This window comes from Kibdelosporangium aridum (genome assembly GCF_900176515.1).
GTDB classification, from domain to species: Bacteria; Actinomycetota; Actinomycetes; order Mycobacteriales; family Pseudonocardiaceae; genus Kibdelosporangium; species Kibdelosporangium aridum.
Genome location: NZ_FWXV01000001.1, coordinates 1 through 25,352 on the forward strand (window position 1 = coordinate 1; position 25,352 = coordinate 25,352).

Genomic DNA, 25,352 nt, shown 5'->3' on the forward strand with positions numbered 1-25,352 from the left:
TCCGCCGAGATACCGATGAGGTCAGGACTTCCCGCGGGCGGCTTCAACGTCAACTGTGGACGCTGTCCCAGAGCGCGTAGAAGGCGGACCGGGTTATGGGAGTGATGCCTGGCTGGTCGGTTTCGAGGGCCTGGTCGGTCAGCATGCCGGTGTCGTCTTCCAGATGCTGCCACCAGTAGCGACGAGAAGGACCAGACGAGGGCACCTCGATCTGTTTGATGGCAACGACATCACCGTCCACGATGACGGCCTCCCACAGCCAGCGAGAACCCTTGTCCGACAAACCTTCCTCATCGACATACTCGAAGTAACAACGCGGACCGGGGTCTTCATCCAGCGCTCGATACCAGCCGACGCTCGCTCGAAACGCGGCTCGCACCTCCGGCGTCCAGCGCCGCTGCTCAGCCAGTCGCCGGTAGCGATCCTCAACATGCGCCGGGAACTCAGTCACGATCGAATACTGCCACAGCGCGGGAATCCGCCCGAACATGCCGAATTGTGTGCTGAGACCTGCCCGCTCCGGCCGGTACATTTCGGTGATGGCGGAGATCAAGATCAGGCTTGACCACTGCGTGATCGCGGTGAGCGACTGGGAGCGGTCGAGGAACTTCTACCGAGACGTGCTGGGGGCGCAGGTCGTCGATCATCCCGGCGGCCGGGTCGCATACCGGTTCGGCGATCAGCAACTCAACGTCCACGGGCCGGGTTTGGACGTCGGCACGCTGGTGGCGAGCCCGCCGGTGGTGCCGGGCGGTAGCGATCTCTGTTTTGTGTGGCCAGGCACGGTCGAGGAAGCCATGGCCCATCTACGCGAGCACCAAGTGCCGGTGGAGCAGAACCCGGTTGTCCGCTGGGGTGGACGTGGCCGGGGCACGAGCATCTACTTTCGCGACCCGGACGGTTCGCTGCTTGAACTGATCGTCTACGGGTAGCAGTGGCTACCTTTCCGATTCGTGATCGCGCCGGCAATGCGTTGGTCGGCTTAAGTTTCGGTGCCGAAGGCGAGCTTGTGCGGCCGGTCGAGCCTTCTGCCATGCCCGCGTCGCTGGTTGTCGTCATGCACGCGAACACCGTCCTGATGCTGTTCGACAGTTGGCGCAAGCAATGGGAGCTGCCAGGGGGAATGCGGGAGCAAGGGGAGACCGCGCGCCAGGCTGCGGTGCGTGAACTGCATGAGGAGACCGGTATCCGGGCGATGGACTTGACGTTCGTCGCCGTGGCCGAGTTCGACCTCGTGGCGCCGGAACGCCGGGAACTGCTTGCCGTTTACCGGCTTCAGCTTCGGGTGGTGCCCACGCTGACCGTCAACGACGAGGCGCTGGACTTCCGGTGGTGGCCGCCAACCTCACCCATTGACAACGACATGAGCCCGCTGGATGCGGAGATCGCTTGGCGCGTATACCGAAGGGCCGCTACTGCATGTTCGTGACGTGTTGGTGCGCGGGGAAGGCTACGCACGTGTAGAACTGCAGGCCGTGAACACGTCCTGAGAGTCAGGGACGTGTTCACCCACCTCGCCACCCCGTGATCTCAGCTCACTGCCTGCTTCAGCAGCGTGCCGATCCTCGCTTCGATGTCCGGGGTCAGCTCGGCCAGCGCGTACCAGGCGGGCCACATCGCGCCGTCGTCGAGGTTCGCTTGGTCGCTGAAGGCGAGCATCGCGTACCGGGTCTTGAACTTCGACGCGGGCTGGAAGTGGCAGACGACCTTGCCGTCGCGGGCGTACGCGGGCATGCCGTACCACAGCTTCGCGGTGAGGGCCGGTGCGTTGGCCTTGATCACGGCGTGCAGCCGTTTGGCGATCGCGCGGTCGGATCCGGGCAGCTCGGCGATCTTCGCGAGCACCTCGGCCTCCGTGTCGGCCTTGGCGCCTCGCCGGGTGCTTGCCTTCAGCTCTTTCGCGCGGTCCTTCATCGCGCTGCGCTCTTCTTCGGTGAAACCGTCGTACTTCTTGGTGGTCGCCATGGGACTTTCCTTTCAATGGGAGGGATTTAGGGCGTTTACCACTTGCCGGCTTGCTGGCGGGTCGGCGCGTTGAGCCGGTTGAAGGCGTTGGTGATCGCGATGTTCAGCAGCAGTGCGGCCAGTTCCTTGTGGTCGAAGTGCTTGGCGGCCACGTCCCACACCTGGTCCGGCACGGCGTCCGGGCGGTCGGCGAGCCGGGTCACGGCCTCGGTCAGCGCCAGCGCGGCGCGCTCCTCGTCGCTGAACCAGGGCGTCTCCCGCCACGCGGCGACGGCGTGCACCTGCTGCGCGGTCGCGCCGTGGTGCTGGGCTTGGTGAGCGCCGCCGGCCACACACGGGCCGCAGCCGTTGATCTGACTGGCGCGCAGGTGGCTCAGCGCCAGCAGCTTGCCGTCCACTCCGGTGTCCGCGATGGCGGTGTTGACGGCCACCAGGGCTTCCATCGCCCCGGGGATCAGCATCGCCGGGTTCGGCATCCGCTCGGTCGACATCGGTTCTCCTTCGGGTTGTCGGTGTTGCTGACAGGAGTGATCCGACCATCGGCGCACCCCGCGCCGCGCGGTCCGTGGGACACCGTGGGACACGAAGAACCGCGTCTACCAGCGCAAACGCCTTGTTGATCCGTTCGCGTGAAACGGGACAGGTACGGTGTTGCACGTGTCGAGCCCCCAGGAGCGTCTCGTCGCCCAGCTCGCACAGATCAAGGAGCTGAGCGGGCTCAGCCTGCGCTCCCTCGCCCGCGACGCGGGTCTGAGCAGCTCGTCGTTGTCCCGGTATCTGACCGGCCGGCTCGTACCGCCGTGGGACGCCGTCGTCGCGCTGTGCCGGGTTGTCCGCCGTGACCCCCGGCCACTGCGTCCGATCTGGGCCGAGGCGGCCAAGGCAGGCGCCGCGCCTGCGCCGCGCCGCAACGACCTCCCGGCGGACCTGATCGACTTCACCGGCCGGGAAGCGGAGTACGCGCAGGTCGAAGAGCTGCTGCGGTCTGCGGGTACGGTCGCGATCGACGGTATGGCGGGCGTCGGCAAGACCAGCCTGGCCGTGCACGTGGCGCACCGGCTCGCGCCGAAGTACCCGGACGGCGGGCTCTACCTCGACTTGTACGGCTTCACCCCAGGCCAAGAACCACTGGAGCCGCCGACCGCGTTGGGCCGGTTGCTGGGAGCGTTGGGCGTCACCCATCTCCCGGCCGGTGCCGACGAACGCGCGGCGCTCTGGCGGTCGGAGCTGTCGCGTCGGCGGGCGCTCGTCGTGCTCGACAACGCGGTCGACGCGGAGCAGGTCCGCCCGCTCCTGCCTGGCGCGGGGAACTCCGCAGTCCTGATCACCAGCCGGTCGCGGCTCGTCAGCCTGGACGGCGTGCCGCCGGTGTCCCTGACGCCACTGGCCCACGGCGACGCGGCGCACCTGTTCGCCCGTGCGGCCGGGCTCACGCTGTCCGAAGAGGACGCGGTCAATCAGGTACTGCAGCAATGTGGCGGGCTGCCGCTGGCGCTGCGAATGGCCGGTGCGCGGCTGCGTCATCGTCCAGGTTGGACAGTCGCGGTGCTGGCTGAACGGTTGCGTGACAACGCAAGCCGCTTCGACTCCGTGTTCGGCATGTCGCTGCAGCAGCTCGACGCGGACCAGCGCCGGATGTTCCGGCTGCTGGGCGTGCTGCCAGGTGCCGACTTCGACGCGGCGGTCGCAGGGGTGCTCGCCGGCATGCCGCCCGATGCGGTGCTTGAGGAATTGGTCGACGCCCACCTGGTCCAGGAGCTTTCGCCTGGGCGGTACCGGATGCACGACCTGATCCGGCGCTACGCGGCGGACATCGCCGCCGACGAGGAACCACAGGCCGAAGCCGCCGTGCGCCGGGTGTTGCACCACTATCTGGCGCAGGCCGTCGCGCATGACCAGACGCTGCCGTCGCCACACCGTCGCGAACCGTCGCCGGGTGATCCGGCGAAGGCTATGGCCTGGTTCGACCTCGAGTACGTCAACCTGATCGCCTGTTTCGACGCCGCGGTGCGGCTCGGCGTGGACGAGGTCGTGACCGAACTGCCGCAGGCGATGCGGGTCTGGTTCTTCCGGCACCGCGGCACCGACGACCAGATCCGCATGCTCGACGCCGCCGCGGCCCGGCTCGATCCGGGCCCGCAGCGTGCTTCTCTGCTGTCGGACCTCGGCTTCGCCCACGCCGCCGCCGGTCGCCTCACCAAGGCCCTTGCCGCGTACGAGCAAGCCGAGCAGTGCGGGTCGGACGACGAGCTCGCCGCGGGTCTGGCGCTGCGAATCGGGTTCGTGCGCCGGGACCTCGGCGATTTCGAAGCAGCACAGGCCCATTTCCGGCGAGCCCGCGAACTGTTCGCAACGCTTGGGCAGTCCGGCGGGCAGTCGCAGGCGCTGGCGTTCGACGGCTGGGTGACACTGCGTCTCGGACGACGCGACGAAGCCGTCGAACTCGCCCGAGCATCCGTCGCACTGGCGCACGGGCCTGCGCAGATCACCGGACTTGTGACGCTCGGTGTCGCGTTGGCATCGGAGGATCCGGCGGAGTCACTGCGAGCGTTGAATGACGCGTTGCGGTTGGCGGAGCAGAACAACCTTCAGCACAACCAAGCGTGGTGCCACAACTATCTAGGCGTCGCGCTGCGTGTCATGGGCGATTTCGACAAGGCGCTCGAACATCATCGGCGCGCTTTCGAGCTGCTGAAACCGCTGGCCGAGGTCCAACTGGAGATCGACTGCCTGCACAGCCACGCCGAAACATGCCGCTTGGCCGGGCGCTACGACGAAGCGCTGGCACTGCTTGGCCGGATCGTCAAGCTCGCGCGGGAGCTGGGCCGGCCGCACGACGAAAAGCTCGCAGAGCGGCTGATCATCGAGGTCGAAGCCCGTCGAGGATGATCTGGGCGAGGTGCGCTGAGCGTTTCTTGCTGGTCTCCGCGTTGGCGTGGCGGATCGCGGCGAAGGCTCCGGCAACCAACGCCATCACCTCGTCGACAGTGACGTCCTCGCGTACGGCGTCTGCCGCGTGCGCGCGATCGAGCAGGCCCGCGACCTCACGCGTGAGGTCCGCGGCGACCTGCGGGGCTGCCTCGCGCAAGTCGAACTCGGCGGCTATCAGCGCACTCTTCACGGCCACGTTCTGCGCACCCATCGCGATCATCCGGGCGAGCTGGGTGAACAGAGCGGCGGGATCCTCAGCCGCGGCAAGCGTTTTCGCCTCCGCCACCAACTGCTCGAGCTGATCGATCGCGACGGCGAGATAGAGCGCTTCCTTCGTGGGGAAGTGCCGGTGGACGGTGCCGGGGCCGACACCGGCCTGCCGGGCGATCTCGTCAAGCGAGACGCCGAGACCGTTCTCGGCGAACAGTTGCTGGGCAGTCCGCAGGACCCGCTCGCGATTGCGGCGGGCGTCGGCTCGGAGCTCACGTCCGTGCGAGTGCTCGGTCATCTCGAACCTAGTGTAACCGGGGCGCTGCCCCGTATAGTCCGGGTCATAACCGGGGCGACGACCCGGTTAGCTGACTGAGGAGGGCGTGATGACCGCACGCGACCCCGGGGCCCTGGTGCGCCGGATGCAGGAATGCTTCAACACCCGTCAGTTCGACCAGGCCGACGATCTGTTCACGCCCGATTTCTTCAGCCATCCGCTTGGTGTCGCTGGATTTGAGGCAGGCAAACAGGCCTGGCGTACGCTCGTCGCCCACTTTCCCGGCTACCGCGTAGTCGCCGAGGACATCCTCGTCGACCACGACAGAGTTGCCGTCCGTTCTTCGGTGGAGGGGATCCCGGTTCCGGACGGTGGTGTGCAGCCGATGCTGATCGAGATCTTCCGTGTCGAGAACGGCAGGCTCGCCGAGATGTGGGGACTCGGCCAGGGTTTGCCCCTCGACGTCCTGCGAAGCGACTGACCAGCAAGGTCCTATGTGGATGTGCGTCGGCGCCGCGATCCCCGGGCGCGGCGGGCGCCCAGTCGGCGCGCTGAGCGTGAGCATGGTCAAGGCCGCCGTGGACGCCGACCGGATCAAGCGCTCAGCCGAACAGATCCTGACGCTCAGCAAGGCGATCGCCGAGCGCCTGTGCGGTTTCTGACCACAGTGGTCAGAAACCGCACAAGCATGCTCGTCGGGGCCTATTCGTCCCGGTACGCCTTCATGTTGCGCAGCAACAGATAAGTGTCCTGCAGCTGGCCGGAGTCGTTGATGGACCGGTAGATTCCCCACTTCGGATGCGCCTGGTCGCCGCCGAGCCACGTGTCGACACCCGACCGGGACGCGTTGACGATGGTGCTGCCGCCGTCCTTCAGCGAATACCGCAGGCGTCCGCCCGAGCCGTCGGCGACCTTGATCTCGATCTCCACGTCGATCCACTTGTTGCGCAGCGGTGCCAGGTTCGTGACGCCAAGCTTGGCCTGGCCCTCGCCGAACAGCCGCATCTCGACGTTCTCCGTGCTTCCCGTGCGGTGCAGGGACATCGTCACCACAGGCGAGGCCACGGCGGTGTGCTTGACCTGGAATATGTGGGTGAAGCTGCTCGTGCCCTTCAACGAGGGCGGGATGAACATCTGGTAGTCGTACCGCCAGGTCTCGTTCTTCTTCATGTCGACCCGGCTGCCGTTCATCTGGATGGCCCGGACCTCCTGGCGTTGCCGGTCCGAACCGTCACGATCGGCCTTGTGCATGACGAAGCGGTACTGCGTGGGTTCGGCGAAGATGTGCGTGACGCCCGGGTGCGAATCGGACCTGTCGTCCTCGATGCCGACGAACGCCCGCAGCCCGTCCTTGCCGGGATCGGCACTCCATCGCAGCTTGAACGCGGTGACTCCAACATCGGCGAGAGCCGTTCCGGCCGCGAAAGGCGTGGCAGCGGCAGCGAGCAACGTGGCACGGCGACTGAACAGGGTATTCACAGGAAATCCTCCTCCTCGAGGCGTGTTTCCTTCGAGGCGGCGGACTCCACCAACCTGCATCGACCACGAACCCCTTGTCAAGACCTCGACGCGATCGAGCGATTCCGCACTGTTGATCACTGTCCCTTTGCGATACTGAGCCACGTGCCATCGCTGCGTTGCCTTGGTCTGCCGGTGCTCGCCGTGGTGTTGGCGGGTTGCTCGGATTCCGGGCCTCCGACACCGCCACCGGTCACGTCCACGGAGATCAGGAACTTCGATTTCGGTGCGGCCGAGTGGTTCGACGTGACGAACTCGGTCACCGTGAAGCTGGTGGGCGGAATGTCCCATCCAGAGGCGCAGATGGCGCCAACGGCCTTCGGAATGGTCAACCGAGTCCTCGGCCCGGTTGTCTATACAGATGTCGATGCCGACGGGGACGAGGACGCCGCGGTGGGCCTGACGGCCGAGGGCGGTCAAACGTTCAACACCGCATGGCACATCTGGCTATGGCAGGACGGCAGAGCGGTTCAGCTTCGTCAGCCGATCGCACTCGCTGACAGGTGTCAGGGTGAAATCGAGTCGGTGACCGCGAAACCTGGCGCCTTCTCGGTGACCGCGGTGCTTCGCGACGAGGGCGACTCGTGTTCGGCCAGCGGATCCTTGCCGGTCAGCTACGAAGTCAGCGTCCAGGACGGCTGGCCGGTTCGCATCCGTCCCGAGTTCGGCCCGGTCGAAACCTGCAATCCCCGAGAGCAGACAGAGCAAGTCGTCCCACCGGGAGAGCTGCAACTGCGGACGTGGCCGGATGAAAAGTCACCCGCGGTAGGTGAGCCGATCGAACCGACGAGCGTGTTCGTCGACGAGGTGTATGTCGGCCGGTATTTCAGGACTCGTGAGGACCGCGACAAACAATGGGTGCTGGTGAGTGCCCCGCTGGGGGAAGGTCGGCGGGTCTGCGGCTGGGCCAGGTATCCCGACGTCATCCCCGGCTAACGCTGGTACTTCTGCCAATTCTCGACTAGGTCCCTGTTCGGACTTTTTGTGGTCAGGATGCCGATCGTCCGGCGATCTTGCGAGAACCACATCAACGCGCGATGGGTGGCGCTCCATTGAAAGACATGTAACCCATCGGGAGGAGACGCTTCACTTTTGACGGCGTTCTGTGCACGAGGCGCTGATCGATAGCGAGCGACGGCGTCGTTGTAGTCGCGAACCCGGACCGTGTATTCGCCGAACATGACGGTGAAAACGTCCTCGCCTGCGTCACAAGAGAAGGTCACGTTCGCCGGTAGCGCCTGTGCAGGTGCCGCCGCGGGGAAGGTGCCGTCGACTGTGGCGTCCTTGTTGTTTGTTGTGCACGACTTCCACGTCGGGTACTGGTCCCACCCACTCACGTAGCTTGCGAGCTGGGGTGTCCCGGCCACCTTGCTCGGCAGTCTTGGCTCGTTGGCCGAGCTTGTGGCGCCGGGGTTTGACGGGGTGGTCGGGTTGGACGTCTCGTTCAGGACGATCGGGATGGTGATGGCCGCGGCCGCCGCGGTGATTGTCGCTGCGCCAACAAGTCTCCATCTGCGCCGGGACCACCAGATGGACTCGCCTCGGGCATCTTCCACTGAACCGGCACGAGGTTTCGCGCGGAGGACCTTCGCGATCCGGTCGTCGAGATCGCTGGCGCCGAGCAGGTCTTGGTAATCAGCGGCGTACCCACGTAACGCCGCAGCGGCGGCCGAAGCCGCGTCGCCGGTAAGGGACGTCAGCCAGCTCCGCACGTCGTCTTCGGGCCGGTTGAGTCGTAACACGCTTTCCGCGGCTTCCCGAAGAACATCCCACTCCGCGAGGGACTCGGCGATCCGGGCGACTGTGAGCAACCAGATCCCGGTCGAGTCCTCATCAGGTAGCGCTCGCACGGCCTGCAACACCTGTTGTGCGCTGGCGGGGTCGGTCATCAGCGCGGTCCGGAGTTGCTCTTCGTCGAGCGGCAGGAGGACTTGGTTGAAGAAGTCGCGGTCCGGGCCCACGTCCGCAGCCAGGCCTAACAGCGCGCCTGCCGTATTCGGGTCGGCCAGCAGGCGCTTCGCGCGGTCGATGGGGGACTCTGTCGGCGCGTCCAGCTCTGCTGCGACGAGGGTGAGCAGTGCTTCGGCATCGGCCGGGCGACGGTGCTCGTTGTTTCCAAACGCCGTTGCGTCCTGCACGATCCGGCGCCATGGTCCTGGCTCGGGGAGCAGCGGGATGTTCGCCTGTGGCCACTGGCCAGTGAGAGCCCAGCCGATGATCTGGCCGATGCTGTAGACGTCGGCCTGCGGCCCGATCTCGTGCGCGTTGACCGACATCTCAGGCGCCGCGAAGCCGAGTGTGCCGAACTGGGTGCCCGCCGCCGTGCGGCGTGGATCGCTTGTCTGCCCACGTGGCCGCCTGCCCAGTCCCCAGTCGGCGACCGTCCACCGTCCATCCAGCAGCAGGATGTTGTCCGGTTTGAGATCCCGATGCACCCAGCCCAAGCGGTGTGGTTCTCGCAAGGCGAGACACACCGCGGTGACCAGCTCTCGTAACCTGTCCGGATCGGCCAGCTCGTCGGCCTGCGTGCTCGCGGTCGCCTCGGCCAACGGCATGACGAACCACGAATTCTGTGTGTCGGCATCCAGAACAGGCATGACATGCGGGTGGCTGCCGAACTTGCGGGACGCCTCGATCTCTCGGCGCATCCGTGCCACGGCCGACCTGTTGTCCGCGACCAGCTTCTTGAACGCCACAGGCACTTGCGTGGACTTGTGCAGAGCGCGGAAGACCACGGCCTGACCGCCGCGTGCCATCGGGGTCCGGTCGAGCTTGTAATCCTTGCGCTGCCCGCGTGCAGCGTGCCTCACCTGCTCGTACGGTGGGTCGTCGTGCGGAAGCCGCTCCGGTGCATCGGAGTCCGAAGCGGACGAGTCCACGGCCATCGCCGCAAGATGGTACTTCAGCGGAACCCGGCGTCGATGCGGTCGCCCCTGAGGTCGAAGAAGTGCAGCAGTTCGCGCCGCACACCGATGTTGAGGGTGTCCCCGGCGGAGACCTGGACGTTCGGTGGGAGGCGCATGACCAGGCCGGATGAGCGTTTCTGATGCCTGCCCGCGGTCGCGGGCAACGTGGAGTCCGGTTGGTCCTGCGGTTCGGCGGGTTGTGTGCCGGTGATCCGCTTCCAGACGCCGCGCATCGTCGTGACTGGCCGGTGGCGGAAATGCTTCGGTTTCGTCGCCGGTGGCGGAGCCAGGTCGATCTCGATCCCGGCGGCGCCGATGTCGACGAACGCGAGGGATTCGTGGCCGTGGTGTTCCAGGTAGCGAACCCGGCCCCGGATCGTGCAGTCGGGCAGCGGCTCGGCGAGCGACACCAGCGCCTCCGCGCGCACCCCGACAATGACACGCTCACCGTGGTAGTGCGCCAGCTGCCGGGCCCTAGGGTCCTGCCAGGGCAAGGCGATCGTCTGCTCGCCGATGCGCAGTGAGACGTGACTGTCCACTGTGTTCCACACCCATGCTTCGAACAGATTTATCCTTGGTGTGCCGAGGAACGCGGCGACGAAGATGGTGGCAGGCTTGTCGTAGACCCGTCCGGGCGTGCCGATGTCCTCGATGGACCCGCCGCGCATCACCGCGATCCGGTCGGCGAGCGTCAGCGCTTCAGTCTGGTCATGCGTGACGTACACAGTGGTGATTCCCGACGACCGCACCGTCGAGGAGATCTCCGCCCGCAGCTCCGAACGCAACCCACTGTCCAGATTGGACAAAGGTTCGTCGAGGAGAAGGATCCGCGGGTCACGGACCAGCGCGCGCCCCATCGCAATCCGCTGCCGCTGGCCACCGGACATCTGCTTGGGCCAGCGCTCAAGCAGTTCCTGCACACCGAGAGCCGTCGCGGACTCCACGACGAGTTCGTGCCGCTCCTCGGGGGGAAGCCCGGAAACGCGCAAGGGGAAACCGATGTTGTCGGCCGCCGTCATGTGCGGGTACAGCGCGAAGCTCTGGAACACCATCGCGACTTGGCGCTGCTGCGGCGTGAAGTCCGTGGCGTCCTCATCGTCCAGGTAGAGCGTGCCCGCTGTGGGCTCCTCCAGCCCGGCGATGATTCGCAGCAGCGTCGACTTGCCGCAGCCAGACGGCCCGACGAGCACCATCAGCTCACCGTCGGCCACATCGAGATCGACCTGGTCGAGCGCGATGCTGCCGCCCGGAAAGACCTTCCTGACGCCCCGTAGTCCGATCGTGGCCACCGCAGCCTCCCGTCCCGTGCGGTATGCGCGAATCGTCGCGAATCGTCACTGTTTCGGCCCGCCATCAGGTTCGGCAATAGCCCGAACGTGCTAAGCACAGGCAGTACACGGTCGGATACGGCTGCGTCACTCGGCGTGGGCGACCATCCTGGCGGCGCCGAGGGTGCCGGTCCAGCGCCGGTACAGGTCGTGCTCGACATCGCAGAGATCCAGTACTCGGCCGGCCATGAAGTCGACTAATTGGTCGATGTCCGTCGCGCCCGCGTAGAACGCCGGGCTGGCGGGCATGATGATCGCGCCCTCCAGCGCCAGCGTCCGCAAGTTGTCCAAAGTGGATAGGCGCAACGGGGTCTCGCGCAACACGATCACGAGCCGCCGACGTTCCTTCAACGTCACGTCGGCCGCACGCTGCAGCAAGTCCTTGCTCGTGCCCGCGGCGATTCCGGCGACGGAGGCCGTGGTCGCGGGCACGATGATCATACCTTTGGTGCGGTACGAACCACTGGCGGGACCAGCGGCGATGTCCCCGGCGGACCAATACCGCACGCGGCTGACGTCACGGCTCACCCATGAACCAACGTCCTGCTGCCAATGCTTGTCGCGTACGCCTCGTCCGGTCTCGTCGATCAGAGTCAGCCGCGCGGCCTGGCTGATGACCAGGTCGACGTCCTCGCCCGCGTCGATCAGGCCACGCAACACGGCCGCCGCATAGGGCGTGCCGCTGGCACCGGTGACGCCCACTAACCAGGGCTTACGGTCCATCCTCAACCTCCGGTGGTTTCATGCCGCCGGTGCGGGCGGTGATCCTGTCGGCGCACGCGCTGACCAACGCGCCGATCCGCTGCACGTTGTCCTCGTGCAGCTCGGTGAAGAACGCGAGCGAGCACACCACCCGGGTGACCTGGCCACGACGGTCGAACACGGGCGCGGCCACTCCGCTCTGCGCCATGTCGTACTGCTGCAGACTGGTGCTGAAGCCGCGTTTGCGCGTCAGCGCCAGCTGCTCGTGCAGCGAGTCCAGGTCGGTCACGGTGTGTGGCGTGAACTGCTTGAGGCCGAACCGGGCGACCAGGTCGTCGACCTCAGCCCTTGGCCGCCACGCGTGAAACGCCTGCATCAGCGCGGGAGCGGAGAACGTGAAGTCCTCGCCGACCCCCACGGTCACCCGCACCCCGACTTGCCGCTCGGCCTTGGCTGTGACCACGTAGCCGCTTGAGCCGTCCGCTTCGGCCAGGAAGACGATGAACCCGATCCGCCTGGCCAGCTCATCGATCTCCTGCTGGGCGACGGTGGCCGCCATGCTGTCGGTCACGCCGGTCAGGGTGAGCAGTTTGGGCCCGAGCATCCAGCCGGAGCGCTCCCCGGTGGACGTCACCCAGCCGGCCCGCTGCAGCGTGGCCAGGATGTTGTAGCACGTGCTGCGGTTCAGCCCGAGGTCGTTGACCAGGTCCCTTGGCGCCACCGGGTGCGGCCACTCGGCCGCGAGCCGCTCCAGGATCCGGACCGACGACGCGACCGCCGGAACGTCACTCGCCACGCGAGTCCCCCTTAATCATGATCAGGGCGCGAACACCTCGGCCCACCGGTGCAGTACCGACTGTAAGTATTCGGGATCGCCAGTGGACACGGCCGGGAAGTCGGCCTTGCGCTCGAACGGGCGTGTCGCGTCGACGACCGCCCTGCTGTTGTACGGCGGCGCGCCCTCGACCAGCATCGGGTCGAGCTTGCTGCCCCACGTGCCCGGGATGATGTCGATGTCCTTGACCGGGTCACACCGCGTGCTCATCGCCCAGACCACTTCACCGAGGTCCGCCGGGTCGACGTCGGCGTCGACCACGACCACGAACCGGTTCATGTACGCCGCGGCGGGCAGCTGCGCGGTCAGATGCCCGACTTGTTTGGCTTGTCCGGCGTACCGGTTCTCGACGGACACGGCTATGAACAGCCTGCCGCCGCCGGACTCGTGCGCCCATGCGCCCCTGATCCCGGCCACGCCCGCGCCGACCAGCGCGTCCTCGATCATCGCCGACTTCATCACGGTCCGCATGTACGAGTAGTCATGCGGTGGTTTCCCCGGTGGCGCGCCCAGCTGGATCGGGTCGTCACGGTGGTACATCCGCACGATCTCCAACGCGGGTGCCGGACGGCGTTTGCCGGAGTAGTACCCGGTCCACTCGCCGAACGGGCCCTCGTTGCGCACGTGGTCCCGCCGCAGCCAGCCTTCGATCGCGACCTCGCTGCCCGCCGGGATCGGCAGGCCGGTGTGCTCGCCGATCAGCACAGGCACCGGTTCGCCGATGATCGCCCCGGCGTAGTCCAGCTCCGAGATCCTCGCAGGCACCTCGGTTCCGCCGGTGATCAGGAGGATCGGGTCGTGTCCGAACGAGACCACGACCGGGGCCTTGCCGTGCAGCTCGAACCAGCGCTGGATGTGTTGCGCGCCATGCTTTCCGGGCACCGCGTTGATGGTCGCCGACCGGCCTTCGTCCTGGACTTCCATCCGGTAGCAGCCGCCGTTGACGATGCCGTCCTCCGGGTCGCGCGTGACCACGAAACAGCCTGTGCCGATGTAGCGGCCGCCGTCGCCCGTATGCCAACGGGGGACAGGCAACGACAGGAGGTTCACATCGGGTCCGTCGATCACGTTCTCCAGCAACGGCGAGTCTGTGACTGTCTCAGCGGGATAGTCAGCGGCAGCCGCAGCCCACTGGGAAGGCTTGCCCCGCAACGCGGCGACCAAACCCACGTCGTCGAGGTCGTCACCCAGTCGTAGCGTGTGGCCTAGCCGGCGCGGCGAGCCGGTGCTTCCGGTCAGCACACGCTTCCCGCTGTCGTACCCGGTGATGTCGTCGAACAGCAACGCGACAGGGTTGGGTTGCCGGTAGCTCAGCTCGGCGATCGCACCGAGTTCGACGTCCCAGTCCGCGCCTTTGACATGCCGCAACTCCCCGAAACTCTCGACCTTCGCCAGCCACGACCGCAGGCTCAGCACCGGTTCCACGCGTCAGCCCTCCTTGCCGAGCAGGTAGTCGGCCGCCATCGGCAGCGCTTCGGGCTTCTCGAACAGGCTGAAGTGCCGGGCGCCGGCGAGCGTCACGAGCCGGGCGCCGGTGATGCCGTCCGCCAAGGCTTGAGCCATGGCCGGCGGGGTGGCTTGGTCGTCTTCGCCGACGACGACCAAGGTGGGGCACGAGATCGCGCCGAGTTCGTCCGTGGCGTCGAAATCGCCGAGCGCCCGGCAAGCCTGGGCATGCGCGGCGGAATCGGTCTGGACGAACAACTCCACGACCCGTTCCACCTCAGCGGGGTTGTCGAAGCCAGCAGAGAACCAGCGGTCGACCTGGAACTCGACCTGCTGCCTGCGTGGTTTGCCGACAGCGGCCTGAGCGCGTTTCTCCCACTGTTGTTTGCGATCCGGGCCGTAGCTCGCGGTTGTGTCCGCGAGGACCAGTCGCTGCACGAGCTCCGGGTGGCTGATGGCGAGTGCGATCGCGACACAGCCACCCATCGACATGCCCAGGACCGAGACCGGCCCGATCTTTTCCACCGCACGAGCCACGTCGTCGGCAAGGTCCTGGATCGAGAACGGCGATCCATCCCAAGTGGACTTTCCGTGTCCGCGTGCGTCAGGCGCGAGGACACGGGCGTGCGGTGTGAGCAGATCGATCAACGGCCGCCACAGTTCACCCGACTGCGCAAGCGAATGAAGCAGGACGATCGGCTGGCCGGAACCCTCGTCGATCATTCTCCCACCTTCCGGTCCGCCGCGGTGGCCACGGCTTTGCGGATCTCCGGATACGTCCCGCACCGGCAGATGTTGCCCTCCAGGTGGTCGGTGATCTGCTCCTCGGTCGGCTTGGGGTTCTCCCTGAGCAACTCGTGTGACATCAGCACGAAACCCGGGATGCAGTATCCACATTGGGCGGCGTCGCAGTCGACGAACGCGTTCACCACGTGGTCGTTCTCGCCAAGCCCTTCCACGGTGGTGATTTCCGCGCCTTCGTACCGCAATGCCAACGCCAGGCAGCTGGACACGCTCATCCCGTCGGCCAGGACCGTGCACGCGCCGCAAGCGCCGACACCGCAGCCTTCCCGGACGCTGAAGCAGCCCACCTGCTCACGCAGCGCGTCCAGCAGCAGCGTCGAGTCGTCCACTGTGACCCGGTGCGGGGTTCCGTTGACTGTCAAGGTGATCTGCTTCATCGGTCTTCCTCGTCGAGTGCGGCGATGATGCTTTCGGGAGTCATCGGCAGCGTGGTCAACCGGATGCCCAGTGCGTCCCGGACGGCGTTGCCGATCGCCGGTGCGATGCCGAGAATCCCGGTCTCGCCAACGCCTTTGGCGCCGAACGGGCCGGTGTCGTGCGGGCTTTCCACCACGATCGGGGTCAGCCGCCCGGGCAGATCCCGGATGGACGGCAGCTGGTAGTCCAGCAGGGTGCCGTTGATCAGCTGGCCCTGGTCGATCACCAGCTGGTCGAACAGCGCGTGCCCAATGCCCATGATCGCCGCGCCGGTGAGCTGCTGCTCCACCAGCATGGGGTTGATGGCCTTGCCGACGTCGCCCGCGACGGCCATGTGGTCGATCTTCACGCGACCGGTCGCGGTGTCCACCGAGATCTTCACGCCGACCGCACCAGCGAACCAGTGCTCGGTCACCTTCTCCGAGCGCCCGGTTTCCTTGTCGTACGGGACCCACGTGGACGTGTAATTCGCCTCGGTGGTCACGGTCGCGCCCCGGGCACCGAAGTGTCCCCGGATCAGCTCCGGAATTCCAGCGGGATCGTAGGAGCCCGCCAGCTCGGTCAGCTTGGCACGCATGGCTTCCGCGACTCGGCGCACCGCATTGCCCGTGTGGTACGTCGAACGACTGCCTGCGGTGATGGTGTCGTACGGGGTGACGTCCGTGTCGGCCTTGACCACGTGCACCCGGGCACTGTCGAGTTCCAGCACGTCCGCGACGATCTGAGCCATGATCGTGTCGCTGCCCTGGCCCATGTCCACAGTGGAAATCATCAGTGTCGCGGACGCGTCCTGGTTGAGCTGCAGCACCGCGTTCGCGATGGTCGGCGTCAACACGGCCTTCACGCCGACGGCCACACCTTTGCCACGACGGATCCGCCCGGTGCCGCGGTCGAGGGGCGCATCCCAGTCGATGGCTTCGGCGACCGCGTCGAGGCAGCCGACGAAGTCCGCGCTGTGCATCTTCGTACCCATCGGCGCGACGTCGCCCTCACGCAGCAAATGCCGCAGCCGGAAGCGATAAGGGTCATCGCCCAGCTCGTGCGCCAGCTCGTCGATCAACGTCTCGTGTGACCACGTCACCTGCGGCACACCGAAACCACGGAACGGCCCGGCAGAAGGCTTGTTGGTGTACACGCACCTGGACCGGACCGTGGCGTTCGCGATCTTGTACGGGCCCGCGGCCACCATCCCGGATTTCGCCGTGATACGCGGGCCGACATCGGCATACGCCCCAGTGTCGTAAGCGACATCTGCGTTCGCGCCGACCAGTTCACCGTTCTCGTCCGCGGTGAGGCTCGCGGTGACGGCGGCGCCGTGCCGCGTGGTGAGCAGGAAGGCTTCCTCCCGCGACGCGACGATCCTGACTTTGCGCTGGAAATGCCACGCCAGCGCGGCGGCAAGCGGTTCGAGGCGGTCGTACATCTTGGCGCCGAAGCTGCCGCCTAGCGGCCGGGTCATCACGCGCACCTGGCTGAGGGGCAGGTCCAGCAGGTCCGAGATGGTCTGCCGGACGTACGAGGGAGTCTGGGTGGTGGTGAGCATCTCCAGCCTGCCGCTTTCCACCCAGGCGACCGTGCACGGCAGTTCGATCGGCACGTGGTGGGTCGGCGGCGCCCAGAACTGGCCTCGGACCGTGTGCGCCCCTTCCGCGCTGGGGTCGCCGTTGCGCAGGTTGTACTCGTAGTTCACGTTGGTGTCGCGGACTCCCCGCAGATGACGCAGGTCGCCGAACACCGCGGAGGGGCGCAGTTCCTCGTGCACGAACGACTCACCGGCCAGCGCGGTTTCCAGGTCGTAGATCGGATCGAGTTCGCCGTAGTCCACGTAGATCGCGTCCACCGCGGCGCGCGCGGTCGCGAGATCCGCGGCGAGCACGGCCGCGATCGGCTCGCCGACATAGCGCACCTTGTCGTGGGCGAGCGCGGGCTGATCGGCGAACGCGGGACCGGTCAACAGCCTGTCGCCGAACTGTTTGTACAGGTCGGCGCCGGTGGCCACGGCGTACACGCCATCGATGGCCAAGGCGTCCTCGACGTGCACGGCACGGATCGTGGCGTGCGGCTGGGTGCTGCGGTGCACTGCGACATGCGCGCACGGGCCTGCCGGCTGGTCAGCGACGTGTCCCAGCGCGCCGCGGACTCGGCCCCGCATGTCGAACCGGGCGCGCCGGTCGCCTACGTGGCCTGCGGTGTTGTCAGCCATCTGCGAGGTCCTTCCACGCGCTGCGAACGGCGTCCTCCACGGCGACGCGGCCCAGCCTGCGCTTGTAGGCCACGCTGCCGCGGACGTCCGGGATGGGGTCGAGTGCCGGCTCGACGGCCGCTATCGCCGCGTCCACTGCTTCTTGATCACTCAGACCGGTCGCGTCGAACGACACGTGCCGCGGCACCGGGGCGAGCGCGCCAAGACCGATCCGGACTTCGCGACGGCCGCCGGAATCCGCGACGAGCACGGCGGCGGACGCGCACGGCCAGTCGTTCTCGCTGAGACTGCTGTATTTCACAAAGCGGCCGGAACCCGTTGGCTGTGTGGGGATGCACACGGCGGTCACCATCTCGTTGGGCGCGAGCGCGGTCTGCTGGAAGTCCACAAAGAACTCACGGACCGGAATCCGGCGGGTGCCCTTTGTGGACGCCGCCTCGATCGTGGCGTCCAGCACGAGCAAAGCCGTTGGCGGGTCAAGCCGGTAGTCGCCGTGTGCGATGTTCCCGCCGACACTGGCAGTGTTGCGCACACGGGGGTTTGCCACGTGGTGGTAGGCAGCTGCGGCCAGGGGACTGGTCGCGCGCACGCGTTCGTCGGTCTCCATCCGGCGGACCGTGACCATCGGGCCGACGATCAGTCCATTGTGGTCAACCGTGATCTCACGCAACCGTGGGATCCTTGACAGGTCGACGAAGTTGTCGGCGAACAGGATGCCTTGCTTGAGCAGGATCTGGATCGCCGTGCCGCCGCCGTAGACCATCGGGTTGTCCAGGGAGGCCAGCAAAGAACACGCCTCGGCGAGCGTTTCGGGCCGGTGCAACTCGGGCATCAACGCCGTCCAATCCATGCGATCAACGCGGCGATGGCGACGGCCACCGCGACGACCGGCAGCGCCCGTCGCCATGGCGATGGGCGCGTTTCCTTTGCCGGTAAAGCTTCGCCGGCCGGTGCGGTGACTTCCTCGGGCTCGCCGCCGATGATCCGGGCCAGCGACTTGGCGAACTCCAGCTCCACCTCACGGCTGCGGCGCCGGATGATCGGCTCGCCGAGCCTGCCGAGCTTGCCCCACAGCGCCATCTCCATCTCGTAGCCGATGATCGAGTCGTCCGCGCCGCCCGGCCGGACGGTCAGCGTCGCGTCGATCTTGATCGAGCTGCCCAGCCTGCGGTCCTCGCCCTTGAGCACCGCGTGCACCGTGCCCGGGCTGTCGTCGGCGGGCTCGGTCGTCGACTGGATCGCCGCGGAGAACGCCGCGGAGAACCGGACGTGGGCGATCTCGTTGACCAGCCGCCCCCGGTACGTGGCGTCGTCGACGCGATCGAGTTCCGCGCAGCCAGGGATGCACGCCCGCATGGTGTCCGGGTCGAAGAACAGCGGGAACACCTTGCCCGGCGGTGCGGGTACGGGGAATTCAGACGCGAGCTTCATGGAATTCCTCTAGACCGTTGGAGAAGACAACTAATCCTGTATAGAGGACATTAAGAGTTGACCCTGTGGCGTGTCAACCTTGCTGGTCATCCAGGGTGACCTGCGATGACGTTCGACCAAGGCGGGCGGATAACCGAATCGAAACAGGTATTGACGCTTGTCTCGCTAGGTACCTAACATCCGCTCCACAGGACAGTCTGTTCGATATACGGGTCAAAGTTGACGAGCGTTGAGGAGTCCCGATGGCCAGCACACGTCTCGCCACCTTCATTGCCGGGGTCGCGGTGATCGCCTTAGCCGGCTGCGGTGTGGGAGGAGGTACCGGTGCGTCCGGCGGGGGTGATCCCAGGACGCTGCGCATCGCGCACAACTCCAACGCCGCCGCGCTGCCGGTCCGGGTTGCCGAGGCGAAAGGCATCTTCGCCAAGCACAACTTGAAGGTGGAGCTGACCAAAGTGGAGAACCTGGGCACGCTGCCCGGCGCGGTCGGCAAGTCCTTCGACGTCGCACTGTCGGTGCCGACAACCCTGATCACCGCCGCGCAGCAGGGCATTCCCGTGGTTCAGGTGGCCGGTGCGACGCTGGACATCGAGCAGAACCCGACCGCGTTCCTGATCGGGTCGCGCAAGGCGGGCGTCTCGAAACCCAAGGACCTGGAGGGCAAAACGCTCGGTGTGCTCGTGGAGACCGGCACGACACACGTGGCCACCAAGGCATGGCTCAAGCACGAGGGCGTCGACCTGTCCACAGTGAAGATCGTCCAAGTGGACGGACCCGCGCAGGCCGACCAGCTCGCGTCCGGCCGGATCGCCGCGGTGGAGACCGTGATGCCGTTCGCCACCAACATCCTGCACAATCCGGACGCCTTCGATCTCGGTGATCCGTACCTCAAGCTGGCGCCGGAACTGTCGGCCATCCTGTGGATCGCACAGCGCGACTTCGCCGCCCGGCAACCCGACGTGATCAAGGACTTCCGTGCGGCGCTGGACGAGGCCCAGGCTGCCATCGGCCAGAACGACCAGGAAGCACGCAAGGTCCTCAAGGACTACACCGGCCTGCCCGACGCGGTGATCACCGGCACCAAGTTGCCCACGTACACCAGCGCGGTCCGCAGCGAGGACCTGAAGGTCTGGCTGGACACCATGCGCGAGGTCGGTGCCTTCACCGGCGACATCGACCTGAGCACGCTCGTGGCCCAGCAGAACTGAGGAGAGCGCCGACATGACCGCATTGGCAGGGGAAAGCCTGGCCTGTCACGACATCGCCGTGACCTTGCCTGGCGCGTCGGGTCCCGTCGACATCCTGCGGGACGTCCGGTTCTCCGTTGCCCGAGGCGAATTCGTCTCCATCCTCGGCACGTCCGGCACCGGCAAGACCACGCTACTGCGGGTGCTCGGCGGGTTGCTGGCCGCATCCTCGGGCAAGGTGCACTGGCACGGTGTTGAGGTGACCGGGCCACCCGTTGGCGTGGTGACGGTGTTCCAGGACTACACGCATTCGTTGCTGCCGTGGCGGACGGTACGTCGCAATGTCGCGCTGGGCATCGAGTCCCAGTGCTCACGGGAAGAACGCGACGAGCGCGTGGACGCGGCGCTGAGCATGGTGGGCCTGCAGAAGCGTGCCGACGAGTATCCCTGGCGCCTGTCGGGTGGCATGCAGCAACGCGTGCAGATCGCGCGTGCGCTGGCGATGGAGCCGCAAGTGTTGCTGATGGACGAACCCTTCGGCGCCCTCGACGCGATGACGAAGGCCTCGCTGCAGGACCAGATGCAACAGGTCCAGGAGCTGACCGGGACGACAATCGTGTTCGTGACACACGACGTGGAGGAGGCGGTCTACCTCAGCGACCGAGTGCTCGTGCTGCACGGCAGCCCGGCGAACGTCGGCCTGTCGCTGGAGATCCCGCTGTCCCGGCCGCGTCACCAGGTGACCACAAAGGAGGGCGCGGACTATCTTGAGCTGCGCCACCGTGTGTACGAGGCTTTGGGGCACAAGCATGAATGAGCTACGACGCCGGATCAATGTCGTTGGCGTGGCGGTGTTCATGCTCGGACTCGTGCTGTGGGAAGCCGGTGTCCGCAGTGGACTGCTCGACTTCGCTTATCTGCCACCGCCGTCCGATGTGGCTGGTGGGTTGGCGGAACTCGTCAGTACCGGCGAGTTGCAGACCGCGCTCACGCATACCCTCTCGGCCTCGCTGACCGGCTGGCTGTTGGCTGCCCTCACGGGCGTCGCGGCAGGCAGCGTGCTTGGTCTTGTTCGCCCGGTTTGGCGTTATTCGATGGCCAGTCTCGAGGCACTGCGGGCGCTGCCGATCGTGGCGTTCGTGCCGGTGGCTGTGCTGATCTTCGGCTTCTCCGCGCAGATGGAGATCGTGGTCGCCTGGTACGCCGCGCTGTGGCCGATCCTGCTCAACACCATCCACGGAATGCGCACCGAGCAGCGGATGCTCGAGTCCGGCAGCGTGCTGCGGCTCTCCAAGGCCGCTGTGCTGTGGAAGATCCGGTTGCCCGCGGCCACCCCGGGGATCGTGGTGGGGCTGCGGCTGGGACTGTCCATCTCGCTCGTGCTCACGCTGGTGGCCGAGATGACCGGAAATCCGGCCGGACTCGGGTTCGTCCTGGTGTCCAAGGCGCAGGCGTTGCGCCCGGACGAGATGTTCGCCGGGGTCGTGGTGATCGGCGTGGCGGGTATCGTCCTGAATGGACTCGTCATGGTCCTGGCCCGGCTGGTGTTCCGTGGCCAGATGGCCGCGGCTGGGGAGGCACGATGAAGGGCACACCGATCCGGGGGCTGTTACCGCTCGTGATCCTGCTCGGGCTGTGGCAGCTGCTGGGTGATCCCGGCTCGCCGTATTTCCCGCCCCCCAGCGAATGGGCGTCGGCCGTGCAGCCGTTGGTGGACAACAACACGCTGTGGGAGGCGATCGGGGCGACCGCTCTGACGTTCCTGCTTGGCCTGGTGCTGGCGACCGTGATCGGCTCGGCGATCGGCACTGTCGTCGGGGCCAGCAAGTCCGTGGACCGCGCGCTCAGCCCCAGTCTGGAGTTCCTGCGTGCGCTGCCCGCGGCGGCACTGGTGCCGGTGGCCGCGCTGATCCTGGGCTACACCACGTCGATGAAACTGGTCGTAGTGGTGTTGCCGGCGACGTGGCCGATTCTGCTCGCGTGCCGGACCGCCCGCCGCTCGCTCAGCCCGGTTCTGCTGGACGTGCCCAGAACACTGGCACTGTCTCGGTGGGAACGGGTCACCAAGATCCTCACACCGGCCCTGCTGCCCGCGGTGCTGTTGGGCGTACGGGTCGCCGCGCCGCTGGCGTTGATCATCACCTTGCTCGTGGAGATCATCACCCGGGTCGACGGGCTCGGCGCGGTACTCGGTGCCGCACAGGCGAACTTCCTGTCGGCTCAGGTCTACGGGCTGCTCGCGGTCACCGGCGTACTCGGCTACGCCGTGAACTGGGTCGTCACCAGGGGCGAATCCGCGATCAGCGGACGGATGCGGCCGAACTAGAGAAACCACCAGGGGGCAGAGCTGAGTGGAGAAGAGATGACCGAGACCGCGGCCCAGCCCCAGCGCTGGTACCAGTCCTTGGACCGGACACAGTGGCGCGCCCTGATCGCGGCGAACCTGGGCTGGTTGTTCGACGGCTTCGAGACGTACGCGTTGATCCTCACCGCGGGCGTGGCGTTGCGCCAGCTCGCCCCGGACCAGAACGGTGCGTTCGCAGTCGGCCTGACCATCGCACTGACCCTGCTGGGCTGGGGCGTCGGCGGCATTCTCGGCGGGATCCTCGCCGACTACGTCGGCCGCCGGAAGATCCTGCTGACCGCGATCACGTTGTACTCGCTGTTCACCGGTCTGAGCGCGGCGGCCTGGTCGTGGGAGTCGTTCCTCGTGCTCAGGCTGCTGACCGGGATCGCCCTCGGCTCGGAATGGGGGACCGGCACGTCACTGGTCGCCGAGATGTGGCCGCCGAGCGCCCGCGCGAAAGCGGCTGGGCTGATGCAGTGCGGGCTTGGTCTCGGGTTCTTCATCGCGTCGGCGTGCTGGGCGTTCATCGCTCCGCTCGGCGAGCACTCGTGGCGGTACATGTTCCTGATCGGTGTGCTGCCCGCGCTGTTCGCCCTGTGGCTGCGCCGGAGTGTGCCGGAATCGGACAAGTGGGAACGAGTCCGTGACCGCCGCTCGAAACTGGCCACCGGCACCGAACTGTCCGAGAAGGACCGTACCTACATGCGGTTCACGTTGCGGCAGATCCTCGCGGACCCCAAGCTGCGCAGGCTGACCATTCTCGGCTCGATCATGTCCGCCGTGACCACGTTGGCATGGTGGGGAATTTCCACATGGGTACCCGCGTATGTCGGAAGTGTCGCCCAACGGGAAGGACTGTCCCCGCAGAGCTATGCCAGCACGGCTGGAATGATCTACAACGCCGGCGCGATCGCGGGGTACATCAGCCTGGGCTTCCTGGCGGACCGGTTCGGGCGTAAGGGCACGGTGTTCCTCTACTTCGGAGCGTCACTGGTGCTGACACCGGTGTTGTTCCTGTGGACGCAAGACCTGTGGCTGATCCTGGCGTTCTGCGCGGTGAACGGGTTCTTCACACTGGGCCAGTACACGTGGATGCCAGTGTGGCTGCCCGAGTTCTACCCGACACACCTGCGCGGCACGGGAACGTCCTTTGTGTTCAACGCCGCCCGGTTCATCGCCTTCCTCGGCCCGCTCACCGCAGGCACGATCATCGCCCAGCTTGGCGGTTTCGGCACGGCCGCGACCGTGCTCGGCCTGGTGTACATCATCGGGATGATCGTGGTGCCGTTCTGTCCCGAGACCCGCGGACGCCCGTTGCCTGAGTGACGCCTTGCATGTCCGTGCAACGAGAAGGGACCGTCCATACGCGACGGCTTGTCACCCGATCCGGCGGTTCCTGGCGTCTCCACACGCGGATTCGTCCGGTTCGGCCCAGCATGATTCCATGATCATCAAGTTCGCACGGATCTTCGTCGCTCTCGCTGCCGCGCTGGGCATGCTCGTCACGCCCGCCTTCGCCTCGGCCGCCTCGGCCGCCACCGTGGCGAAGGCCAAACCGACCACGCTGACGCTGGACGCGGGCGGCGCCCAGGTCAAGGTGAAGAAGGGCAACAAGCTCTCGATCAAGGGCACGCTCGGCGCACCGGGCCACGAGCGCGAGCTGACGCTCGGCCTGAACGTCTTCGCTCAGATCAACATCGGCGCGTCCGGCTGGGTCGACCTGACCTCCAAGACCTGCCACCCGAACTCGACGTTCAACCTCAAGCTGAGCATCGACGTCTCCGCCGACCTGCGGTTGTACTTCCCGGGCACGGACGTGTACGCCTCAGCCACGTCGAACATCGTCGGCGTAGTCGTGTTCTAGCCGCTCAAGTGTGCGTCGGGCTGGTGATGAAGGCGGTGATGTAGTCGGACAGAGCATGGGCGTCAGCGTTGTCCCTGTGCTTGTCCGTCTGGTGTTCGAGCGGCCGGATACGGTCCTTCACGCGCACGGACTTGAGCGTTTCGGCCGCGCTCACCGCCTCGATTCCCACTGCGACACCCTGTTCGACGTCCCCGGCCAGCATGTGGTCCGTGGCCAGCATGATCAGGCAGAACGCCCGGCTACGGGCCATGTCCGGCCCGTAGCCGGAGATCGCTTCGGTGAGGGCGGGAATCGCGACACGGCTGTGGTGCGCGTCGGCTGTGCAAGCCAGTTCGGTGTGCACGGTGCCGACCATCGCCGACAGTTCGGTCTCGGTGAAGAACCTGGCCCAGTCCGGTGGCCGGCTGACGTCGGCGTGGCCGAAGTCGTCCGCTGCTCGGGCAAGCAGCCCAAGCGCAAGCTCGGCGTCGCCTTTCTTGGCGTACGCCCATGCCTGGTTGGCGTGCAGGATGCTCGACGCCAGGCGTGAGCCGGACTTGTGCGCCGCCAGTTGCCCGAGCTGGAAATGGGTCAGCGCGGCGTCTGGCGAGCTGTGGTGGAGCCGTAATCGACCCTTCCGGTAATGGATGTTGGCGGTCAGCTCGTCGTTGTCGCCTTGCTTGGCCAGCTGCAGCGCGATGTCGAAGTGGTGGTCGGCGGCGCCGACGTTGCCGCTGTCGAAGCACGTCCACCCAGCCAGATTGTGCAGGTCAGCGACTGCTGACAACAGCCGGTCCGGCACTGGTCCGGCGGCGGACATGCCGAGCAGTTCGTGTCCCCAGTGGATGCGGACCATCACGGCTTCGCGGCACATTCCGCCGCCGCACCGGTAGTCGACGGTGCGCAGCGCACTGATATGTGCCTCCAACTGCTCGGCGTCCGCTGTGCCGGAGCGGCCGTGCGTCGGAGGGCGAAAGCTGAGGAATTCGGGATTGGTCATGG

At 66.7% G+C, this 25,352-nt stretch carries 28 protein-coding genes; 12 read left to right on the plus strand and 16 right to left on the minus strand.

All coding sequences use genetic code 11. The features are described from left to right. Positions 1-49: 49 nt before the first annotated feature. On the minus strand, positions 50-553 hold the full coding sequence (locus B9C43_RS00005; protein WP_200825373.1) for a hypothetical protein: 504 nt from the start codon (positions 551-553) through the stop codon (positions 50-52). Between B9C43_RS00005 and B9C43_RS00010 the strand changes: the two genes are divergently transcribed. Together B9C43_RS00010 and B9C43_RS00015 are read left to right on the plus strand one after the other, a co-directional pair. Further along, positions 540-932 carry a VOC family protein gene (locus tag B9C43_RS00010; RefSeq protein ID WP_200825374.1) on the plus strand — a complete coding sequence of 131 codons (393 nt, stop codon included), beginning with the start codon at positions 540-542 and terminating at the stop codon, positions 930-932. The two genes, B9C43_RS00005 and B9C43_RS00010, sit on opposite strands and share 14 nt — an antisense overlap. 101 nt (positions 933-1,033) lie before the next feature. Beyond that, positions 1,034-1,429, plus strand: coding sequence for an NUDIX hydrolase (locus tag B9C43_RS00015; RefSeq protein ID WP_407657056.1), 396 nt, complete (start codon positions 1,034-1,036; stop codon positions 1,427-1,429). 101 nt (positions 1,430-1,530) lie between these two features. On the opposite strand, the gene B9C43_RS00020 is transcribed toward B9C43_RS00015, so the two are convergent. Both B9C43_RS00020 and B9C43_RS00025 read right to left on the minus strand, forming a co-directional pair. Next, positions 1,531-1,965 (minus strand): iron chaperone, encoded by a 435-nt coding sequence (locus B9C43_RS00020; RefSeq protein ID WP_084423936.1) that lies wholly within the window; start codon positions 1,963-1,965, stop codon positions 1,531-1,533. 35 nt (positions 1,966-2,000) lie between these two features. Then, entirely contained in the window at positions 2,001-2,456 is a 456-nt protein-coding gene (locus B9C43_RS00025) for a carboxymuconolactone decarboxylase family protein (RefSeq protein WP_084423938.1), read from the minus strand. A gap of 166 nt (positions 2,457-2,622) precedes the next feature. Between B9C43_RS00025 and B9C43_RS00030 the strand changes: the two genes are divergently transcribed. Then, complete coding sequence (locus B9C43_RS00030; RefSeq protein ID WP_200825375.1) at positions 2,623-4,854, plus strand: ATP-binding protein; 2,232 nt, start codon at positions 2,623-2,625, stop codon at positions 4,852-4,854. Here the strand turns inward: B9C43_RS00030 and B9C43_RS00035 are convergent. Beyond that, positions 4,826-5,404 carry a TetR/AcrR family transcriptional regulator gene (locus B9C43_RS00035; protein WP_084423942.1) on the minus strand — a complete coding sequence of 193 codons (579 nt, stop codon included), beginning with the start codon at positions 5,402-5,404 and terminating at the stop codon, positions 4,826-4,828. The two genes, B9C43_RS00030 and B9C43_RS00035, sit on opposite strands and share 29 nt — an antisense overlap. A gap of 88 nt (positions 5,405-5,492) precedes the next feature. Here B9C43_RS00035 and B9C43_RS00040 point away from each other — a divergent pair, with 88 nt between their 5' ends. Together B9C43_RS00040 and B9C43_RS56525 are read left to right on the plus strand one after the other, a co-directional pair. Next, positions 5,493-5,864 carry an ester cyclase gene (locus tag B9C43_RS00040; RefSeq protein WP_084423944.1) on the plus strand — a complete coding sequence of 124 codons (372 nt, stop codon included), beginning with the start codon at positions 5,493-5,495 and terminating at the stop codon, positions 5,862-5,864. A gap of 19 nt (positions 5,865-5,883) precedes the next feature. Continuing rightward, positions 5,884-6,045: a hypothetical protein gene (locus B9C43_RS56525; protein WP_160096200.1), complete on the plus strand. Its 162-nt coding sequence runs from the start codon at positions 5,884-5,886 to the stop codon at positions 6,043-6,045. Positions 6,046-6,085: 40 nt separating this feature from the next. On the opposite strand, the gene B9C43_RS00045 is transcribed toward B9C43_RS56525, so the two are convergent. Next, a complete protein-coding gene (locus tag B9C43_RS00045; protein ID WP_160096202.1) occupies positions 6,086-6,862 on the minus strand; it encodes a heparin lyase I family protein in 777 nt (258 codons plus the stop codon). A gap of 144 nt (positions 6,863-7,006) precedes the next feature. Here B9C43_RS00045 and B9C43_RS00050 point away from each other — a divergent pair, with 144 nt between their 5' ends. Beyond that, on the plus strand, positions 7,007-7,837 hold the full coding sequence (locus B9C43_RS00050; protein ID WP_160096204.1) for a hypothetical protein: 831 nt from the start codon (positions 7,007-7,009) through the stop codon (positions 7,835-7,837). Here the strand turns inward: B9C43_RS00050 and B9C43_RS00055 are convergent. From B9C43_RS00055 to B9C43_RS00100, 10 genes are all read right to left on the minus strand, one after another. Beyond that, on the minus strand, positions 7,834-9,786 hold the full coding sequence (locus B9C43_RS00055) for a serine/threonine-protein kinase (RefSeq protein ID WP_084423950.1): 1,953 nt from the start codon (positions 9,784-9,786) through the stop codon (positions 7,834-7,836). The two genes, B9C43_RS00050 and B9C43_RS00055, sit on opposite strands and share 4 nt — an antisense overlap. Before the next feature lie 17 nt (positions 9,787-9,803). Next, positions 9,804-11,096 carry an ABC transporter ATP-binding protein gene (locus B9C43_RS00060; protein WP_084423952.1) on the minus strand — a complete coding sequence of 431 codons (1,293 nt, stop codon included), beginning with the start codon at positions 11,094-11,096 and terminating at the stop codon, positions 9,804-9,806. 126 nt (positions 11,097-11,222) lie between these two features. Beyond that, positions 11,223-11,858, minus strand: a complete 636-nt coding sequence (locus tag B9C43_RS00065) for a UbiX family flavin prenyltransferase (protein WP_084423954.1) — start codon at positions 11,856-11,858, stop codon at positions 11,223-11,225. Then, complete coding sequence (locus B9C43_RS00070) at positions 11,848-12,633, minus strand: IclR family transcriptional regulator (RefSeq protein WP_033391116.1); 786 nt, start codon at positions 12,631-12,633, stop codon at positions 11,848-11,850. The genes B9C43_RS00065 and B9C43_RS00070 overlap by 11 nt, the downstream gene beginning before the upstream one ends. A 21-nt stretch (positions 12,634-12,654) precedes the next feature. Then, positions 12,655-14,097 carry a UbiD family decarboxylase gene (locus tag B9C43_RS00075; RefSeq protein WP_084423956.1) on the minus strand — a complete coding sequence of 481 codons (1,443 nt, stop codon included), beginning with the start codon at positions 14,095-14,097 and terminating at the stop codon, positions 12,655-12,657. 3 nt (positions 14,098-14,100) lie between these two features. Further along, complete coding sequence (locus B9C43_RS00080) at positions 14,101-14,841, minus strand: alpha/beta fold hydrolase (protein ID WP_084423958.1); 741 nt, start codon at positions 14,839-14,841, stop codon at positions 14,101-14,103. Further along, positions 14,838-15,299 (minus strand): (2Fe-2S)-binding protein, encoded by a 462-nt coding sequence (locus B9C43_RS00085; protein WP_033391114.1) that lies wholly within the window; start codon positions 15,297-15,299, stop codon positions 14,838-14,840. Before B9C43_RS00085 ends, B9C43_RS00080 begins: the two co-directional genes overlap by 4 nt. After that, entirely contained in the window at positions 15,296-17,542 is a 2,247-nt protein-coding gene (locus tag B9C43_RS00090; protein ID WP_084423960.1) for a xanthine dehydrogenase family protein molybdopterin-binding subunit, read from the minus strand. The genes B9C43_RS00085 and B9C43_RS00090 overlap by 4 nt, the downstream gene beginning before the upstream one ends. Further along, positions 17,535-18,392, minus strand: a complete 858-nt coding sequence (locus B9C43_RS00095; protein WP_235038373.1) for an FAD binding domain-containing protein — start codon at positions 18,390-18,392, stop codon at positions 17,535-17,537. Before B9C43_RS00095 ends, B9C43_RS00090 begins: the two co-directional genes overlap by 8 nt. Continuing rightward, positions 18,374-18,973, minus strand: coding sequence for an SRPBCC family protein (locus tag B9C43_RS00100; protein WP_084423964.1), 600 nt, complete (start codon positions 18,971-18,973; stop codon positions 18,374-18,376). Before B9C43_RS00100 ends, B9C43_RS00095 begins: the two co-directional genes overlap by 19 nt. Before the next feature lie 242 nt (positions 18,974-19,215). On the opposite strand from B9C43_RS00100, the gene B9C43_RS00105 reads away from it, so the two are divergent. The 6 genes from B9C43_RS00105 to B9C43_RS00130 all read left to right on the plus strand — a co-directional run bounded on the left by B9C43_RS00105 (position 19,216) and on the right by B9C43_RS00130 (position 24,371). Beyond that, on the plus strand, positions 19,216-20,181 hold the full coding sequence (locus B9C43_RS00105) for an ABC transporter substrate-binding protein (protein WP_084423967.1): 966 nt from the start codon (positions 19,216-19,218) through the stop codon (positions 20,179-20,181). A gap of 13 nt (positions 20,182-20,194) precedes the next feature. Next, complete coding sequence (locus B9C43_RS00110; RefSeq protein ID WP_084423969.1) at positions 20,195-20,977, plus strand: ABC transporter ATP-binding protein; 783 nt, start codon at positions 20,195-20,197, stop codon at positions 20,975-20,977. After that, positions 20,970-21,746, plus strand: coding sequence for an ABC transporter permease (locus B9C43_RS00115; protein WP_084423971.1), 777 nt, complete (start codon positions 20,970-20,972; stop codon positions 21,744-21,746). Before B9C43_RS00110 ends, B9C43_RS00115 begins: the two co-directional genes overlap by 8 nt. Beyond that, a complete protein-coding gene (locus B9C43_RS00120; protein ID WP_084423973.1) occupies positions 21,743-22,486 on the plus strand; it encodes an ABC transporter permease in 744 nt (247 codons plus the stop codon). Before B9C43_RS00115 ends, B9C43_RS00120 begins: the two co-directional genes overlap by 4 nt. A 36-nt stretch (positions 22,487-22,522) precedes the next feature. Then, on the plus strand, positions 22,523-23,833 hold the full coding sequence (locus B9C43_RS00125; protein WP_084423974.1) for an MFS transporter: 1,311 nt from the start codon (positions 22,523-22,525) through the stop codon (positions 23,831-23,833). Positions 23,834-23,951: 118 nt separating this feature from the next. Then, complete coding sequence (locus tag B9C43_RS00130) at positions 23,952-24,371, plus strand: hypothetical protein (protein WP_033391101.1); 420 nt, start codon at positions 23,952-23,954, stop codon at positions 24,369-24,371. 4 nt (positions 24,372-24,375) lie between these two features. Here B9C43_RS00130 and B9C43_RS00135 read toward each other — a convergent pair whose 3' ends face one another. Next, positions 24,376-25,350 carry an NsdA family TPR-like regulatory protein gene (locus tag B9C43_RS00135; RefSeq protein ID WP_084423976.1) on the minus strand — a complete coding sequence of 325 codons (975 nt, stop codon included), beginning with the start codon at positions 25,348-25,350 and terminating at the stop codon, positions 24,376-24,378. Between the last annotated feature and the right edge of the window lie 2 nt (positions 25,351-25,352).